This is a genomic window from Mycobacterium gordonae (assembly GCF_017086405.1).
Taxonomy (GTDB): domain Bacteria; phylum Actinomycetota; class Actinomycetes; order Mycobacteriales; family Mycobacteriaceae; genus Mycobacterium; species Mycobacterium gordonae_D.
In genome coordinates this window covers 160,898-176,551 of sequence record NZ_CP070974.1, presented here as the reverse complement: position 1 = coordinate 176,551, position 15,654 = coordinate 160,898, and the positions used below count along the sequence as shown (strand labels likewise).

Annotated in this window: 15 protein-coding genes; 5 read left to right on the top strand and 10 right to left on the bottom strand. The window is 64.8% G+C overall.

Features of this window, described 5'->3' with window-relative positions; all coding sequences use genetic code 11:
- Nucleotides 1-185 precede the first annotated feature (185 nt).
- Nucleotides 186-515: a hypothetical protein gene (locus JX552_RS31425; RefSeq protein ID WP_205878836.1), complete on the bottom strand. Its 330-nt coding sequence runs from the start codon at nt 513-515 to the stop codon at nt 186-188.
- A 397-nt stretch (nt 516-912) separates the two neighbouring features.
- Entirely contained in the window at nt 913-1,452 is a 540-nt protein-coding gene (locus JX552_RS31420) for a hypothetical protein (RefSeq protein WP_205878835.1), read from the bottom strand.
- Nucleotides 1,453-1,856: 404 nt separating this feature from the next.
- Between JX552_RS31420 and JX552_RS31415 the strand changes: the two genes are divergently transcribed.
- On the top strand, nt 1,857-2,003 hold the full coding sequence (locus JX552_RS31415; protein WP_205878834.1) for a hypothetical protein: 147 nt from the start codon (nt 1,857-1,859) through the stop codon (nt 2,001-2,003).
- 13 nt (nt 2,004-2,016) lie between these two features.
- Here JX552_RS31415 and JX552_RS31410 read toward each other — a convergent pair whose 3' ends face one another.
- The 6 genes from JX552_RS31410 to JX552_RS31385 all read right to left on the bottom strand — a co-directional run bounded on the left by JX552_RS31410 (nt 2,017) and on the right by JX552_RS31385 (nt 6,898).
- Nucleotides 2,017-2,694 carry a chymotrypsin family serine protease gene (locus JX552_RS31410; protein WP_205878833.1) on the bottom strand — a complete coding sequence of 226 codons (678 nt, stop codon included), beginning with the start codon at nt 2,692-2,694 and terminating at the stop codon, nt 2,017-2,019.
- Nucleotides 2,695-2,702: 8 nt separating this feature from the next.
- Complete coding sequence (locus tag JX552_RS31405; protein WP_205878832.1) at nt 2,703-2,882, bottom strand: amidohydrolase; 180 nt, start codon at nt 2,880-2,882, stop codon at nt 2,703-2,705.
- On the bottom strand, nt 2,879-4,150 hold the full coding sequence (locus JX552_RS31400) for a toprim domain-containing protein (RefSeq protein ID WP_205878831.1): 1,272 nt from the start codon (nt 4,148-4,150) through the stop codon (nt 2,879-2,881). Before JX552_RS31400 ends, JX552_RS31405 begins: the two co-directional genes overlap by 4 nt.
- A complete protein-coding gene (locus tag JX552_RS31395; RefSeq protein WP_205878830.1) occupies nt 4,150-4,434 on the bottom strand; it encodes a hypothetical protein in 285 nt (94 codons plus the stop codon). The genes JX552_RS31400 and JX552_RS31395 overlap by 1 nt, the downstream gene beginning before the upstream one ends.
- A gap of 37 nt (nt 4,435-4,471) precedes the next feature.
- On the bottom strand, nt 4,472-4,699 hold the full coding sequence (gene nrdH / locus JX552_RS31390) for a glutaredoxin-like protein NrdH (protein ID WP_205878829.1): 228 nt from the start codon (nt 4,697-4,699) through the stop codon (nt 4,472-4,474).
- Nucleotides 4,700-5,245: 546 nt separating this feature from the next.
- Nucleotides 5,246-6,898 (bottom strand): ParB/RepB/Spo0J family partition protein, encoded by a 1,653-nt coding sequence (locus JX552_RS31385; protein WP_205878828.1) that lies wholly within the window; start codon nt 6,896-6,898, stop codon nt 5,246-5,248.
- A 615-nt stretch (nt 6,899-7,513) separates the two neighbouring features.
- Here JX552_RS31385 and JX552_RS31380 point away from each other — a divergent pair.
- The 4 genes from JX552_RS31380 (at nt 7,514) to JX552_RS31365 (ending at nt 11,691) form a co-directional block, all read left to right on the top strand.
- Entirely contained in the window at nt 7,514-8,629 is a 1,116-nt protein-coding gene (locus JX552_RS31380; protein WP_205878827.1) for a tyrosine-type recombinase/integrase, read from the top strand.
- Nucleotides 8,626-8,952, top strand: coding sequence for a helix-turn-helix domain-containing protein (locus tag JX552_RS31375; protein ID WP_205878826.1), 327 nt, complete (start codon nt 8,626-8,628; stop codon nt 8,950-8,952). Before JX552_RS31380 ends, JX552_RS31375 begins: the two co-directional genes overlap by 4 nt.
- Nucleotides 8,953-10,007: 1,055 nt before the next feature.
- Nucleotides 10,008-11,171: a hypothetical protein gene (locus JX552_RS33065; protein WP_241011296.1), complete on the top strand. Its 1,164-nt coding sequence runs from the start codon at nt 10,008-10,010 to the stop codon at nt 11,169-11,171.
- Nucleotides 11,172-11,322: 151 nt separating this feature from the next.
- Nucleotides 11,323-11,691, top strand: a complete 369-nt coding sequence (locus tag JX552_RS31365; RefSeq protein ID WP_205878824.1) for a hypothetical protein — start codon at nt 11,323-11,325, stop codon at nt 11,689-11,691.
- On the opposite strand, the gene JX552_RS31360 is transcribed toward JX552_RS31365, so the two are convergent.
- Nucleotides 11,688-14,513, bottom strand: a complete 2,826-nt coding sequence (locus JX552_RS31360) for a hypothetical protein (protein WP_205878823.1) — start codon at nt 14,511-14,513, stop codon at nt 11,688-11,690. The genes JX552_RS31365 and JX552_RS31360 overlap by 4 nt on opposite strands.
- Nucleotides 14,510-15,457, bottom strand: a complete 948-nt coding sequence (locus tag JX552_RS31355; protein ID WP_205878822.1) for a hypothetical protein — start codon at nt 15,455-15,457, stop codon at nt 14,510-14,512. Before JX552_RS31355 ends, JX552_RS31360 begins: the two co-directional genes overlap by 4 nt.
- Nucleotides 15,458-15,654 lie beyond the last annotated feature (197 nt).

Below are 15,654 nucleotides of genomic sequence, written 5' to 3'. Positions count from 1 at the left end.
GACGGCGGCCTTCATCCCGCCGGTCATACTGAGCACCGCGCTGACTGCAAAACAGGTGAGGGGCTGCGGATTTGATGCCCACCGGGAGGTGGGCAACGGCGCGTGCAGCAGCCAGGGGCATGCACGAGGCTGCAGCCGGCCCCGCGGTGAGGGACCAGCCGCAGCCTGCGCGCCTTGGGACTGGATCAGCGTTCCGCTGTCGTGAGGTCTTCACCGCAGCGGTGTTGTGTCAGGCCCAGTCGTGCTGCGACGCGGTTGACGGTGCGTTTGGTGGTATAGAGCCGCCAGGCGATCAATTCCGTCGCGACGCGGCCGTGCATGCGGCGGATCGCCTCGTCCCGCTCGGCTCCGCGCAGTCGCAGCCTCAGCCCGTCGCAGGCAACTTGCGCAACCGCGAGTTCGTCGATGTCACAGTCGAGTTCAGTGGGATCGGCGTCGGGCCGGTCGAAGTGGGGTAGGGACTGGGCCTCGTCGGGGTGGCTGGTGGTGGCCCAGGTGGCGGCGGTGATGGTCATGGTGGGGTCTCCGTTTCCTGTGGGGTGCGGTGTGCGCCGGTCGGCGCTGGGTGCAGGCGCGCCGGGCGGGCGGCGAGTCAACCCCGCAGAGTCCGCACCGGGGTGTCGCCGGGTTTTCGGCCCGCGGCCCGCCCGGCGCGCAGCGCCTTGGGCGTGCCGATTGGCAGGGCCGAAAACAGTCACCCGGTACGGCGGGACCGCGGTTGCGGCGTGGGTTGAGCGGCCGCGTCCCCGCCCGGTTATCGTGGGCACCCGCTGCCCGGCGAACGTCTCTGTGGCGCTGGGGATCTCGGGCCGGGTGGTTTACACCGGCCGGGCGCGACGGGGCCTTGGAAGAAACGGGGGCCCGGCCGCTCCGCGAAAGGGAAGCGGCCGGGCCCCCGGGGCACTTGCGGCTTTAGGCCGCGGGGTAGCCCAGCTCGCTCGGGTCCGCCTGGTATTGCTCGCCGTCGGCGAAGACCGCGATTGCGACATGGTGGACGCGCTTGAATGCCTCGATCAGCGACAGCAGGGCGGCGCGGTCGCGCAGTTGCCAGGTGATCGGGCCGGTGTAGAGCTCGACCCAGTGGACGGTCCCGGTTTTGAGCTTGTTGAGCGCCTCGTGCGCAAGGACGGCGTAAGCCAGCGGACGGGTCCACTCGATGGACATCATCGCCCGCCCGGCGGGCCGCTCGGCAGGTGCGGGGCTGACCGGGATTTCGCGGGGCAGGTGCATCATCTGGCCGCGGGTGGCGGCGAAGGCCTCCAGTAAGCCCTGGGCGGTCTGGCAGTTGTAGAGGCTCATGTGTACGCCGCCGATGGTCGTCGCGATGCGCGCATCCGGTGTGCGAGCGTGCTGGACCGTGACGTCGGGGTCCACCTCCCCGTTGATCGAGACGATGCTGTGGGTGATGACTGCGGCCGGCGTTACGTGCAGGGGTGCGGCGGATTTCGTCATGGGTGCTCTCCGTTCTGTGTGTGTTGGGTGCGCCGGTCGGCGCGCAGGTGCGGGGGAGCGGTGAGGTGGCGCTGTCAACCCCGCAGAGCTCGGCGGCAGCAGGAGGCGGGGTGTGCGGCCCGGCGAGCCCGGGCGCGTGCGCCCTGGGGCGAGCGTGCGTAGGGTCGCAGATCCGCCGGCGCCGCACGGGCGCAGCCCCGGGCCCCGCCCGGGGCGCAGAACGGGCGAGCCTGGCCGGGCGTGGGTTGACAGCGGCGGTGCCCTCGCCGCTCATACTCGCAACCCGCTGACCGCTGAAGTTCTCCGTGCGCGACGTTCCTCGGCATGCAGGGCGGCGCGGATGTGCCGGCCGAATTTTCATCGGCCGATGCGTAAGCGGGTGACCTGGTCGTAGCCTGGGCGCTATGGAGAAGTCGTTGGTGCAGTTACTTGGGGAGCTGCCGGGCGGGTATCCGCCGTCGTTTGTGGAGTGGGTGGTGACGGGACGGCGCCCAGAACCGCCGGTGCGCTTCGATTTCGTGCCTGTCGATCCGGACTTCCCCGTGTTCTGATGCTCTTTTGGGCTTAGTTTGCGGCAAGGATTCGCAGTCCTTCAGCCAGGCTGGCGAAGCGCCCATAGGTGTGGCGGCCGACGCCGGTGATCTTCTCGCCGAGCCAGATTCCTATGATTTCGGCGGGGCGATTGCCTTTTCGGGTCCATACCGGTGCCCCGGAGTCTCCGGGGATGCTGTCTGGCATGCCGGTCGTCAGGTATTGGTCTCGACCCTGCCGGTCGGCGATAGTGCCGCAGTGCGTGCCGCTGGATATGCCGCTGCGGCAGACGGTTTGACCGATTTGGGGTTCGGGATGGCTGGTGCTGATGGTTCGGACTTCGCCGATGTAGGCACCGGCCAGGGGGTCGATGCCGAAGTCGATCAGTCCGTAATCAGCGCCGCCGGCGCTGGCCGGTTCGACCAGTGTCCGCAGGAATGTTCCGGTCTGGCCGCTGCGCTCGGTACGGACAGAGCCGTTGGTGCTGTTGCGGCAGTGTCCGGCGGTGACGGCGTAGACGTGCATATCGGCACCGTTGTAGACGTGACCGAGTGTGCAGTACTGGTTTCTGCCGCCATCGGCATTGATGTAGTCGATCCGCTCGCCGGGTTCGATGATGACGGCCTTGGCGAAGGCGTGCGGGGCCGTCAGGATGGCGGCGGCGACGCAGATGGTCGTGACAATGCTGAAGAGGCTGGCTCGCGTGGTCATGGCTGCGGTCACTTTTCTCGGGGACGGGGTCGGTGGTGGATGTGCCGTTCTGAGCGCAGTTGGGCTCTGGCGGTCAGGGTTTCGATCCAGACCCGCGCCGTGTGGGCGGCGGGAAGGGCGGTGGGGCCACCGGTGACGGCAGCGGCGGCGCGGCGCGTGATCGCGGCGTCTGCGGCGATGGTGCTCATGCTGATTCCTTCAGGCCGTCGTGACCCGCGCCGATACGGCGGTAGGTGTCGTGGATTTGTGAGCGCACCGCTGCGGTGGCCGTCACGGCGTGATGGGCGAGCGCGCTTGGGTTCTCCCGGGCATGGCGCTGTAGTTGTTGATCGCTGTCGGTGACGATGCGCAACTGGTGGCCGGCTTCGGCCCGCCAACGCGCCAGCGCGTGCACGCTACCCGGTCCTGTTTTCCATAAAGCCTGGTGTGCCTGGTGTTCGGTGATCGCGATGGCGCAACGGTGAGCGGCCTGTGCTGCTAGGGCTGCCAGCGTCAGCGCGTGCAGATCGGCTGCGGTGACCTCGAGCAGCCCACCGCACGGGTGCGCGGGATCCCACAGCCCGCCCTCGATATGGTCGGTGAGGTCGGCTTTGTCGGCCTCAAGTGCGGGCAGCAGCAGGGTGACCTCGGTGGCGACGCCACGCAACTGCGCCGACAGTGCCGTCGCGCGGCGGTAGCCGCTGAGGTCTCTGTCGGCGACGACAGCGACGCGCAGCCCTTCGAACTGGGCGAGCAGTGCTGGGGGGAAGTTCGCCGCACCTTGGGGGTTCGTGGTCGCCAGGCGACCCGCTGCGGTGAGGGTATCGGCGTCTTTTTCCCCTTCGACGATCCACACCGGCTGACCGGTCTGCTGGGCCGTGGCGATCGCCGCCGCCCGGTACAGCACGGGGGTGAATTCCGGCGGTTTGCGGTAAACCCATTGGCGGCCAACGCGGTAACGCTGCTGGAACCGCTTGTGCTGTTGCCCGGTGCAGCAGCACTCCTGCCGGATCACTTGCTGGACGGGACGACCACGCTGGTCGGTGTAGGTGTAGACCCGCACGCGCCGCCAGTGGTGGTTGTCGCTTGGGGGTTCGGCGGTGATGCGCGGTGGTAGCGGCCGCAGTGCGCTGCCGGCACGGGCTGGCCGCCGCGCCGCCGGCCGGGACCTGGACTTGTCCGGCGTCGGTGCGGGTAGGGGGGAATCGAACAGGTCAGTGACCCGCAGTCCGAGGGCCCCGGCGATGTCGGCGACGGCGGCGCTGCAGGAAAAGCAGTGCAGCAGCACCGCCCCGCCGCGACCTGTGGTGGTGGCCGCCCGCCAGGTGACAGACAACGAGGGACTGTGATCGATGTGCAGCGGGCAGCTGGCCATGAATGCATCCGCGCCGCGTGGCCGCACGAATTGCCCTGCGCTGTGCAGGGCATCGCGCACTGTCGCCAACGAGGCACCGGTGCCGCCGGTGTGCTCAGACATTAAGGGACCTCCTTGTCGATGACGGCGTGCACGACCGCGTAGGCCGCGCGCAGGTAGCGGATCGAGTCGTTGAGGAAGGCGCCGATGTCGTCACCGTCGCGGCCGTCGATGAACTCGGTGTCGTAGACGTCGTTGTCGCGCAACCGCCGCAAGGTGCTCAGGGCGTGTTGTGTGATGCCGATGCTGTTGGCGACGTGGGCAAGCAGGTTGGTGCGCAGATCAGCGCTGCGCCGGATGTGTTCGCGTTCGACGTCGTCGAGGTCGGCGGTGGTGGGCAGGGTCATGGGAACTGTCCATTCGGTGCGGAGGGGGGCAGGGTGTTCAGGCCACGCGGGCCAGTCGGTCGCGGCGAAAGCCTGACCAGTGCTCGTCGTCGGAGACGTAAACCACCGGCGCGGCGAGGTATCCCAGGCTCATGATGTAGTCACGGGCCTCGCTGTCCTGGGTGATATCAATCGCCACGTAATTGCGCCCGGCTTTATCCAGAGCAAGGAATGTCGCCTTGCATTGGACGCATGATGGCTTTGTGTAGACGGTTATTGGCGACATGGTGCGGAACTCCTCTTGCAGGTTTCTTTTGCGTCGTTACCAGAAATTGTAATGGGCTGCTTTTGGCTATGCGACGTCGGTTTGTAGAAAGTTATTAAGAGTTTTCGGCGCGTCGTGTGCTGTTTATCACTGCCGATTCTGGGCTTTTGTTTCGCGGTCTGTGGCGCGGGCAGTGGGGGCCCTGCCCGTAGCGTGATCGATCGGCGTAATCGATGCCGACACCGCGAGCTTTCAGAAAATCCGAACACGGCGGGGCCCAGGTCGTGAACGAGATACAGCCCTTCCCGTTCCGTTGCTATTTCAGAGCTAGCCTTGCACCGCCCGTATACGGTGTCGCTCCCGCCGAAAATGTCGTCAAGAGGTTCTCTATTTCACAAATGCCAATCATCTGCAAGTCCTTTAGCTGCTCGCGCACAGTCATCTTCCTGGGGGGTGAAGAAATAGCTCAGCCACCGGCCCCTTACGCCATTTGTCGGACGTGCAGGCAACTGATATGTGATGGTGGTGGGGCCAGGACTCCGTGCGCCTGGCCCCACCACGGGCGGGTTACTTCTGGTCGACCTCGGCACGGTGCAGGTCGTAGACCTCGTCGGCGGTCTTGTCACCGGCGATGACTTCTTCTACGGGGGCCAGCGTGTAGCCGTTGGCAGCCAGCCATTTGAGGTAGTCGCCACCCGTCACGTGGTGTGACCAGTGGTTGGTTGTCGCCGCGTTGCGCCAGGAGTCTTTGAGGGTGCGCGACTCCAACGCGCCGAGCACCAGGCCCAAGGTGATGACCTGTGCGCGCGCATCGGCGGTGGCCGCGAGTGTGGCAGCGACCTTGCTGACCGATTGGGCGCTGTCGAGCCCGAGTAGCTCAGCGGTTGTTTCGGCGGCGTTGTGACCGGTCAGCAGGTAGCCGTCGCGGGCCAGGCAGTCGGCGACGAAGATGGCGGCACCCTTGGGAGCGGTCTTGCGGGCCAGCATCTTCTTGACGAACTCCCGGCGTACTCCCTGGGCGGCTACCCCGAGCTTGTTCAGCGCCAACACCATTCGCCGTTCACGCTTTTCGGCTTCGGCGCGCTCTGCTGCGATCCGTTCCCGTTCGGCCTGGCGTGCTTCGTCGTCAAGATCGACCGGGCATCCCGCTGGGTTGTCATACCCGACCAGCCCCGTCTGGCGGGCGAACCGCTCATCGGGGGTCAGGGCCGCTGCGCGGTAATCCAGGCAGAAGTACTGCGGGGTGAACACGATCGTTTCGGTGACGGTGGATGCATGGCGCAACCCTGCGGCGGGTGTGGCCTTGGGGTCGTCCTGGGTATCCCAGTCCACCTCGTCCTCGTTCACGACCGCGCCCGTCTCGACATCGGCCAGGCCCTCGGATTCGAAGAGCACCACCGCCCAATGCGAGGGGTCGGTGACTGCGCTCTCGTCGGCCTGGGCGTCCTCGGCGGTGCGCAGCCGGTACAGCGGAACGCATTCGGGGTCCAGTGGGGGCTGTTCGTCCAGCACGGTGAAGCCCGCCGCGAGGTATTGCTGGGCCGCTTTGGCTTCTGCCTCAGCGGTGATCTTCTCCTGACGCAGCTGGGACACGACGTGTTCGAAGCGCCGACTTCCGGCTGCCTGCATCAGGCGGCTGACGGCACCGGGAATCTCCTCGAACTCGGTGAGCGCAGCGGCTTCTTCTAAGCTCAGCTGACCCTCTGCCAGGCTGCGCATCGCGGTGTCCGACTTGCCCACAGCCGCAGCAGCTTTGACAGTGTCCTTGCCAAGTGAGAGCTTCTTGGAGACTTTGGTGATGGACGCTCCAGCATCGATCATCTGCTGGATCCCGCGCGCCCGCTGGGCATCGGTGAGTTGGCGGCGCTGGTCATTTTCCACTATCTGCTCCGCGACCCGTTCGACCAACAGCGTCTTGTCGTCGCCAACACCGGCGGCACGCACATAGACTGGAACAGTGGCCAGACCGGCTTCGCGGGCGGCCAGGGTGCGGCGCTGACCGGCCCGGACCCACAGTTTGCCGTCGTTGTCTTGCACAGCGGCAATGGGGATCAGCACGCCGTGCTCCTGGATGCTGGCCACGAACTGCTTGTCGAGCGCCGCGTCGTCGCGCACGTTGGTTTCCAGGATCAATGCATGGGGGTCGACGTGCACCAGGGTGCCCGCGCTGGTGTCCTCCGCAACTGCGTGCTCGGTCTGTGGGTCGATGATGTCGGTCATGTCGCTACCTTCCAAAGGTGGGGGCGTCCTTGTCGGGGCCGCCCGATCTTTTGCCGTGCTGGCAGCGAAGATTTCGGCCGGCGCGAGCCCAGCGAAGTGCAAGGTCCGGGCGCAAAGTGATCGCCGCGAGCCTGCGAGCGCAGCGGGCACTTTGTGAGCCTTGTGCCCGTAGCGAAGCGGAGGCCGTGGCCTTGCGCGCAGCGGGCCGCCGCCGGCAAAATCGGAGGCCAGAAAGGCAGAAGTTCAACAAACAGCTGCAAGCGCCGCAGGCGCTTTCCTTCTGGTCGTGGCGGGTAGCATCTCGCACGTGACGCTTCGCCCGACCCGGCGCGGCTGGGAAGAAGCCCGTCTGCCGCACCGCCCCGCGTGTGGCGCGAAGCTCGGCGCGTACCAGGTGCTCGTTGGTGTTGCTCATTCCAGCTGCGGACGCATGCACCGTTCCCACTTTTGCCGTGAACGAGCGGAATTGCATCCACCGCAACATAATTGCGCGAATCAAGGTCAGCATAATTGTTGGTGAGTTGCGCTCCAACATTGCCTCGGTTGCTTATCGCCGAGCCGCTACCAGGCCACTTATACCTGGCGCATCATTGTTGTATCTGTTACAACAGAGATATGGACGGTAAGTTGCCGGGGTCAGCGGCTCCGTCGTTGAACTCCGAGGTCCTCCTGTTGGACTCAGAAGCTACGGTGTTCCGTGCGATGTTGTCAGGTTGGGCTGATCAGCAGCGCGCTCGCCTGTGCAGGACGGCGACCATTCAAGCACGGGCGAGTGTGGTGCGACGCTTCGCGGAGTTCACCGGAACATATCCCTGGCAGTGGCAAGCCGACGACGCCGACGCGTTTTTCTCTTATCTGCTGTCGGGCACCGCACCGAAGTCTGATTCGACGGTGCGGGGATATCAAAACGCGTTGCGGCTGTTCTGTGGCTTCCTCACTGATCAGCGATATGGGTGGACATCGTTGTGCGCGGAGCGATTCGGGCAGACTCCCGCGCAAATTCTGCATGACTGGAACACGGTGAGCCACGTCAACGAGTTCGAGGGACGGTCGGGACGGCGCCCGCTGAGCTATGACGAGGTTCAAGAGCTCTTCGATGCCGCTGACGGGTTGGTCGATCGGGCGCGACGTCACCATCGTAAGGGAGCATTATCGGCGTTGCGGGACTCAACGTTGTTGAAGGCTGTTTACGCCTATGGGCTACGTCGACAAGAAGCGGTGGGACTAGACCTCGTGGATCTCAGGTCGAATCCGAAGGTACCGTCCTACGGTCGCTTTGGCGGCGTGTTTGTACGATTCGGCAAGGCGACGCGAGGTAGTTCGCCGAAGCGGCGTGTCGTGCTGACGGTGCCAGAAATGGATTGGATTGTGACAGTCCTGGCCTGCTACCTGGATGAAGTTCGTCCATGTTTTCGACCAGGTCGCCATCCCGCGTTATGGGTGACCGAACGCTGCGGGCGACTGTCGAAGCGCGCCGCCAATGAGGCCTTTACGGCGGCGCGCGATGCCGCGGGTCTGCCCGGGGACCTCGACCTGCATTCGCTGCGCCATTCCTACGTCACCCATCTGACCGAGTTCGATTACCCAGAACGCTTCGTGCAGGACCAGGTCGGTCATTCCTACGCCAGCACTACGGCGATTTACAGTCACGTCTCCGATGAGTACCGCAACCGTTTGCTTCGTGACGCGTTCACAAAACGCGGCATTGCCGTCAGGCAGGAACGGCAGTGATCAAGAAAATGGGTTATCAGTGGCGGCTGCGGGCGCTGATGGCGCAGCGTGAGCTCTACCAAACAACCGACCTAGTTCCGCTGTTGGCCGAACGTGGTGTGGTGCTGTCGAGGGAGCAGGTATTTCGCCTGGTCACTTCGCCTCCTCAACGGCTCTCCATGGACGTTTTCGCGGCGCTGTGCGACATCTTTGAATGCTCGCCCAATGACCTGATCGAAATCGAGACCGTCAATCAACCGGTCAAGAAGGTTTCCGGTGGCCAACCGCGAGTGGTGCCGAAGGTGCGACGCACCACTGTGCGTCGCCCGGATCACAACTCATGAAAGGGTCCGCGAACTTCAATCCCGACGCGTGGCACCGGGTACGCACTCACCTGGTCCACGCCCTTCCCGAGCTATCGGTTGCAGATGCCAACCGCTTCCTCAACGCTGCTCGAATACACCGCCCCAAAACGCTGAACCAGGTCGACGCATATCTGGCCACTCATGGTGATTCGGTGCTCCACCCCGACGCTTCCTGCCCACGTGGGCTCATACGCCTGACGCGTGTGCTGCTGGCGGATGGCCACACCTCGGTAATGCCACCCGCCTGCACAAACTGTCAACAGCGTGCACCATTGACCGCGAACGGTCCCACCGGTCGCATTTGCAGCCGCTGCCGAGATCGCAGTGAGCCGTTCACGTGCGCGCGATGCGCGAAAACCTTTGTCAGCAGGCGGATCAAGCTTCCCGACGGGCTCGTGTGCACGAATTGTTACAGCCGAGACCCGTTGTCACGCAAACACTGCAGCAAGTGCGGACGGCTCGGTCGGCGAGCACGCCGACTCGCTGACGGCGGGGTGCTCTGTCCCACCTGCGCGCCGCCGCGCATTGACACCTGCTGCAGATGCGGACAGCGTCGCCGCGCCCCGTACGTGACATCGGAAGGACGCATCTGCACTACCTGCTACGCCAGAGCCAACACGGTATGGGTATGCGGATTATGTGGGGTCGCCCGGCGGCGACAGAGCGGCAGTGTCCTGGGCCCGCACTTGTGCAGCACCTGCCGCGCTATCACGACGGCAACCTATACCGGGATACGCTCATCACATTCGAAGTCGACCTGCGCGTTCTGCCAACAACGACGCAAAGTAGGACGCCATTGGCCGGCTGGACCCGTCTGCACGCCGTGCGTCCACAGAGCGAAAATGTACCCGTCACAGTGCGCGTCCTGCGGCCGGCAGGCGGTTCTAATCGGATTTGACCCCAACGGGCGCCGGGTCTGCGGTCCGTGTTGTGGCTGCAAGCTTGACTACCGCTGCACCACTTGTGGCCAGCCGGGTATCCGCGCGCATAACCAATGCAGCCGCTGCCACACGGCCGAACTGCTGCACAACGCAATGGCCGGGCCCGATGGTGCCATCCCGGCGCAACTGAAACCATTGGCGGACGCCCTCGCCAACGCTAATGATCCACGCAGCGTAGCGATTTGGCTCGGCAAGAGCGCCGCCGCCGAGCTTCTCACGAACCTGGCGTCGACCGGAACGACCATCACTCACGATGCACTCGACCAGCTCAGACCCGGCCGTCACGTCAACTACGTACGTGAAATCCTGGTTCGCACAGAAATATTGCCGCCACGCAATGAATACCTCGAACGGATCGAGCCATGGCTCGATCGATACCTCGCCAACCACGCCACCGAACCCGCACAACTTGTCCGCAGCTACGCCATCTGGTACCTCCTGCACCGAGCCCGCCGAGCCAAACAACCACTAAGTAATTCCGGCGCGGCACGCATTCGCCGCCAGGTATGTGTCGCATCGGAGTTCCTTACCTGGCTCGACACCCGCCGACGCACCCTCGCAACCATCAACCAGGCTGACATCGACACCTGGTTGGCAGACGGCACCTGGCGACACCGAGAGATCCGGCCCTTCCTGCACTGGACCACCCAACGCCGCATCACCCACGGCGCCTCCGCCCCGGCTGGCCACCCCAGCCCGCCCGCAGTATTCATCGAGGAAGCCGCACACCTTGAGCAACTCCACCGATGCCTCAACGACGACACCATAGACATCGACCTTCGGGCCGGCGGTGCGCTCATCCTGCTGTACGGGATCACCACCAGCCGGGTACTTAGACTGCGACAGAACCAAATACACGCCAAGGACGGCCACTCCTACCTCACCCTGCGCGATCACTACATGGTGTTGCCTCCCAAACTCGCCGAACTACTCGCACAACTACCGCGTCCAACCCGACGCTCCACCCTGCCCGAACCCAAGACATCAGACCGACTCTTGTTCCCCGGCCGAACCCCCGGTCGCCCAGTCGACTCGGGCGGGTTCGGCAAGCGACTTAGAGACAGCGGCCTCACGATCCGAGGCGGGCGCAACACGGGCCTGATCGGGATGGCAGCAGACCTACCGGCTGCCGTACTAGCCGACCTCCTCGCCATTGATAGCGTTACCGCCACGCGTTGGGCGGGGTATGCCAAACGCGACTGGAACGACTTTCTCGCAGTACGTCAGGCCGATTCTGGGCAGCAGACTCCTCAGTGACGGGCTGCGGCAACGACCGGCGGTATGCGCGTCGCTACTCCCGGGACTTGGGCAACAATCAGCCGCCCGGCACCTCTTCCAGTTGCCTTGGGCTACGTCCCGGCTCACCGGGGGGTGCCGCTGGCGATCGTGGCCGCGCGCCGGCGCAGCTATGGGACGCGTTGTGTGCGGCCTGCCGAGCGCTGGGTTTGACGCCGCAACCGGCCGGTATGAGGTGATCGGCGATGGGGTCGGCGCACGCATCGTCGAACCGACCAGCAAGGTCGACGCACTGCGGGTGCTCGATCTAGGAGACCGGCGTAGTGTCGGCGGCCTACCGCACCGTCAGGCGGCGCTTGCCGAGCTTCGTCAAACCCGGAGTCCGGCAATCACTTTCGGCTACATGGGCGGCTCATGCCTGGTCGGGGCCGGCCAGCCCGGTGGGTCAAGTCCAACGGTGGGGGTGCTCACCGACGCCAGCGGCCTGCCGCTGTCGGTCGTCTACCGGGCGATCGCGGATAACTCGTCGCTGCCGAGCTAGCTGCTGGGATCGGCACCGGTGTCCTCATCCCAATCGTCATCTGGCCAGCTCCGCATGCGCGGGAGCTTAAACTCGGCGCGACGAATGAACAGGGGCTCCCACTCGACATACGCAGGCCCGATTGGCAACGAGCGTTGGCGTTCGACGTATCGCCGCTTTTGTTCGTTCGCGTGGGCTAGTGCGTCCGGTGGCGGGGCGTCTTCTCGGAAGGTGAAGTACGCAGCCCCGCCGCCACCCTTGCCGCCGGCGACGGCGCCGTCGTCGGCGCCTGGGTCGCCTGCGCCTCCGGCGCCGACGACGCCGGTGATCTGGATGGCCGCGGACTCGGTGGGATCGTCGGGAAGCCACACGAGGCCTGAACGGTGCTCGCCGGAAAATCCACCCGAACCGCCATAGCTGCCCGATGGGGACTGGTCACGCTGGGCTACCCCGGGTCCGCCACCTGCACCTGGCGCGCCACCATCACCGCCCGGCGAGTTATTTCCTGCGGCTCCGCCGATACCGCCGGGGATGACAAACCCCTTCGGGAACAGTGCGGGAGTGAAGGCGCACGGCGACTGCCCCACGGCCCAGCTGGCATCCCGCGGATGGGGATAATCGGTACTGATCCCGCCATACCCGCCCGGAGCCGAGCCGACGTAGTCCCCGATGCCTTGCACCACTGCGGTGGTGGATTCTCCGCGCGATCCTCGCGGGACACTCGTGAGGTCACCATTGGCGACGTAGGCGCCGCCGCCTCCCCCGCCGCCGATCAGTTCGAAAACGATCCCCGTCGTGCCGGCGGGCACGGAGATGGCGTACGGACCCGGAGTCGTCACCGACACAACGGAAGGCCCACAACCAGCTTGCTCAGCAGCTGATTCGACGTCCGCCAGGATGCCTTTGATGTGCTGCTGCACGGTGCGGAAGTCTTCCCCGTCATAACCGGTGCGGAGGGGCAGTTCCAGCAGAAGGCCGGGGCTGGACGCAAAGTAGCGAAGGACTTCGCGAATCCCGGCATCGAACATCTTCAGTGCGTCAACGCTGAGTCGCCAGCGCACGGTAGGAACATCGCTGTCCCCGATTTTGGTTGCCAACGACAATTCATCGTCCGTGGGCGAACCTAACTGGCCCTTCAAATCAGCATGCATGCCCTGCCTGTCTGCGAGATGCCGGGCGGCATCTGGCTGATTTTCTGCCATCCATAACAGCAGGTAGTCATAGGCACGCTTGGTATAGCCCGTCCGGATCAATACTTGGGCACTTCCGACTGCTTCACCGACCGCCTGACACAGAGCACTGAGAAGCTGGTGATCCTCCGGGGAGATATCGATAATGACGCCGTCGCCCAACCGTGTTGCGGTTTGATAGGCCATTGTGAGTTTCGTTGTTTTTGGCGATCTAGGAGGCGTTGAGACAACCCGTCGTACGCGCGCACCTGCCGCCGACAGTTTTTGTTGCAGGCCGCGAAGAACCTCGATGGTGAAGACATCATCGCCATCGGCGGGATGATCCCAATCAAGACCTGCGCCGAGGACGCCGCTGGCGAAGCAGACTTCGGTGCCCAGAAGCGTGCGAGTCCAATCGTAAATTGACAGCGGTTCCCCGCGTTGCAGCAAGCCGTCCAGACGGCGAGACTCCGCGAACAGATTGCCGACGCTGCCAAAGCCCATCGCGATGGCCATCGCATCCGTGCACCGGCCTGGATCGCTCCAATGCCCAAGACCACTCCTGAGTAATAGATGTTCGTCGGCGGTCAACTCGATTGCGACCAGCTCATCAATGTTCGTCTCGTACCTATAGTCCCTATAGTCGCGACCGTCCATGCTCGGGGGAGTCACCAAAGGAGCATCTTTGGGGCCGAACTCAACCGGAGAACCTTCGATCCGCTGCCACGCCCGCACTCCTGCCGCCGACAGTTTGCGTTGCAGGCCGCGAAGAACCTCGAAGGTGAAGGCATTGTCGCCGGCGGTGGCATCCCAATCGAGACCTGCGCCGACGACGTCGCTGGCGAAGCAGATCTCGGTCGCCAGAAGCGTGCGGGTCCAGTCGGCCATAGACATCGGTTCCCTGCGCTCCACCTGGCGGTCCAGCTGGCGACACTCCGTGAACAGATTGCGGACGGTGTCAAAGCCCATTGCGATGGCCATCGCATCCGTACACCGACCTCTTTGGCCCCACTGCATGAGACCATGCCTCAATAGCAACTGTTCGTCGCCGGTCAATTCGACGTTGACCATGTCAGTGCTGCCCGCCGCGGATTCGTCGTCGCTACGGACCGGACCCGGAGTCGTGGCCGAAGCAGCGGAAGGACGGGAAGTAACCTGCTGGGCAGCCGGGTCGGCCGCGGCCAGGATGTCTTTGATTTGCTGTCGGATGGTGTGGAGGTCTTCTTCCTTGGTGCGGCTCCGTAGTGGGAATTCTTGCTCGCGGCCGATGGTGGACGTGAAGTAGCCGAGGACTTCACGAAACGCGGCGTCGAACATGACAAGCGCTTCGCGGTTGAATTTCACGCGGAGGACGTGCATGCCGCTATCGCCGATTCTGGTTGCCAACAGCAATTCGCTTGCCGTGGCAGACGAACCCAGCCGCCGTTCCAAAGCAGCCACGGCTTCCCGCTCCCTGACAAGACGCCGGGCGAGGAAGTTCATTGACCGGTGTTCCAACAGCCATACGTACAGGTATTCATACGCATGCGGTGGATACCCCGTCCGCGCCAAGACCTGGTCACTGCCGACCGCTTCGAAGACCCACCGACACACCCGCCGAAGAAGACTCTCGCTCGCGAGGGACAAATCGACGATGGCACCGTCGCCCAACTCGGCTGCCGCTACATAAATCATTCTCGATCTCCCTCACGAGCCAGTTCGCCCCCAATGTGTGCGGGGCGGTCGAGGAATGCGAAGTACGCAGCGCCGCCGCCACCATTGCCGCCGGCGAAGGCGCCATCGCTAGTGCCCGGGTCGCCTGCGCCGCCGGCACCGACGGCGCCGGTGATCTGCATGGCACCGGACTCGGTGGAGTCGTCCGGCAGCCACGTGAGGCCCTGCCGGTGCTCGCCGGAAAACCCGCCTGACCCGCCATAGCTGCCGGAGGGGAACCGGTCCAACCGGGCTGCCCCGGGTCCGCCACCTGCACCGGGTGCGCCACCATCGCCGCCCGGCGAATGATTCCCGGCGACTCCGCCGACACCACCGGGGATAACAAAACCCGCCGGAAACGACTCCGGAAGGAAGCTCGGCGTGGACTGACCCGCTGCCCAGTTGGCATCGGGCTGATGGGCATATTCAGTGCTGATCCCGCCATGCCCGCCCGCAGCGGCGTGCTCGACACCGTTCAGCCATGCGGTTGTGGGTTCGCCGCGCGATCCTCGCGGGACCATCCTGAGCTCGCCGTTGGCGACGTAGGCGCCGCCGCCTCCGCCGCCGCCCATCAGCGCGTAAGCGATCCCCGTCGTACCGGCGGGCACCGTAATTGTGTACGGACCCGGAGTCGTCACCGACACAACGGAGGGCCCAGGACCAGCCTGCTGAGCAACCAATTCGACGGCCGCCAGAATGTCTCTGATCTGCTGGTGCAGGGCGCGGAAGTCGTCTTCGTCGGCGCCAGTTCGTAAGGGCAGTTCCCAAAAGGGGGGATCGTAGGCACCGTGGTCATCGAGGACTTCGCGGATCGCGGCGTCGAACATCAGCAGCGCGTCGCGGCTGAGTTTCCAGCGGACGGTCGGGGTGTCACGGTCGCCGATCTTGGTCGCCAAGAGTAGTTCGCTGGCCGTGGGTGCACCCAACTGGTCCTTTAACCGAGCCCCAGCCTCCAGCGACCTCGCGCTCCGCCACGCCGCGTCTGGCCGGTTGTCCCCCATCCATACGCCCAGGTAGTCAAATGCATGCTCGGTGTAGCCCGTTACTGACACAAAGTCGTCACTTTCGACCGATTGACCGACCTCCATACATGCAGAAGCCAAGAGGTGGTAATCGCTATCGG

Bases quoted from the DNA above. Each gene is read 5' to 3' on its own strand.
- JX552_RS31425 (WP_205878836.1), bottom strand. From the start codon at position 515: ATGACCATCACCGCCGCCACCTGGGCCACCACCAGCCACCCCGACGAG.
- JX552_RS31420 (WP_205878835.1), bottom strand. From the start codon at position 1,452: ATGACGAAATCCGCCGCACCCCTGCACGTAACGCCGGCCGCAGTCATC.
- JX552_RS31415 (WP_205878834.1), top strand. From the start codon at position 1,857: ATGGAGAAGTCGTTGGTGCAGTTACTTGGGGAGCTGCCGGGCGGGTAT.
- JX552_RS31410 (WP_205878833.1), bottom strand. From the start codon at position 2,694: ATGACCACGCGAGCCAGCCTCTTCAGCATTGTCACGACCATCTGCGTC.
- JX552_RS31405 (WP_205878832.1), bottom strand. From the start codon at position 2,882: ATGAGCACCATCGCCGCAGACGCCGCGATCACGCGCCGCGCCGCCGCT.
- JX552_RS31400 (WP_205878831.1), bottom strand. From the start codon at position 4,150: ATGTCTGAGCACACCGGCGGCACCGGTGCCTCGTTGGCGACAGTGCGC.
- JX552_RS31395 (WP_205878830.1), bottom strand. From the start codon at position 4,434: ATGACCCTGCCCACCACCGCCGACCTCGACGACGTCGAACGCGAACAC.
- nrdH (WP_205878829.1), bottom strand. From the start codon at position 4,699: ATGTCGCCAATAACCGTCTACACAAAGCCATCATGCGTCCAATGCAAG.
- JX552_RS31385 (WP_205878828.1), bottom strand. From the start codon at position 6,898: ATGACCGACATCATCGACCCACAGACCGAGCACGCAGTTGCGGAGGAC.
- JX552_RS31380 (WP_205878827.1), top strand. From the start codon at position 7,514: ATGGACGGTAAGTTGCCGGGGTCAGCGGCTCCGTCGTTGAACTCCGAG.
- JX552_RS33065 (WP_241011296.1), top strand. From the start codon at position 10,008: ATGGCCGGGCCCGATGGTGCCATCCCGGCGCAACTGAAACCATTGGCG.
- JX552_RS31365 (WP_205878824.1), top strand. From the start codon at position 11,323: ATGGGACGCGTTGTGTGCGGCCTGCCGAGCGCTGGGTTTGACGCCGCA.
- JX552_RS31360 (WP_205878823.1), bottom strand. From the start codon at position 14,513: ATGATTTATGTAGCGGCAGCCGAGTTGGGCGACGGTGCCATCGTCGAT.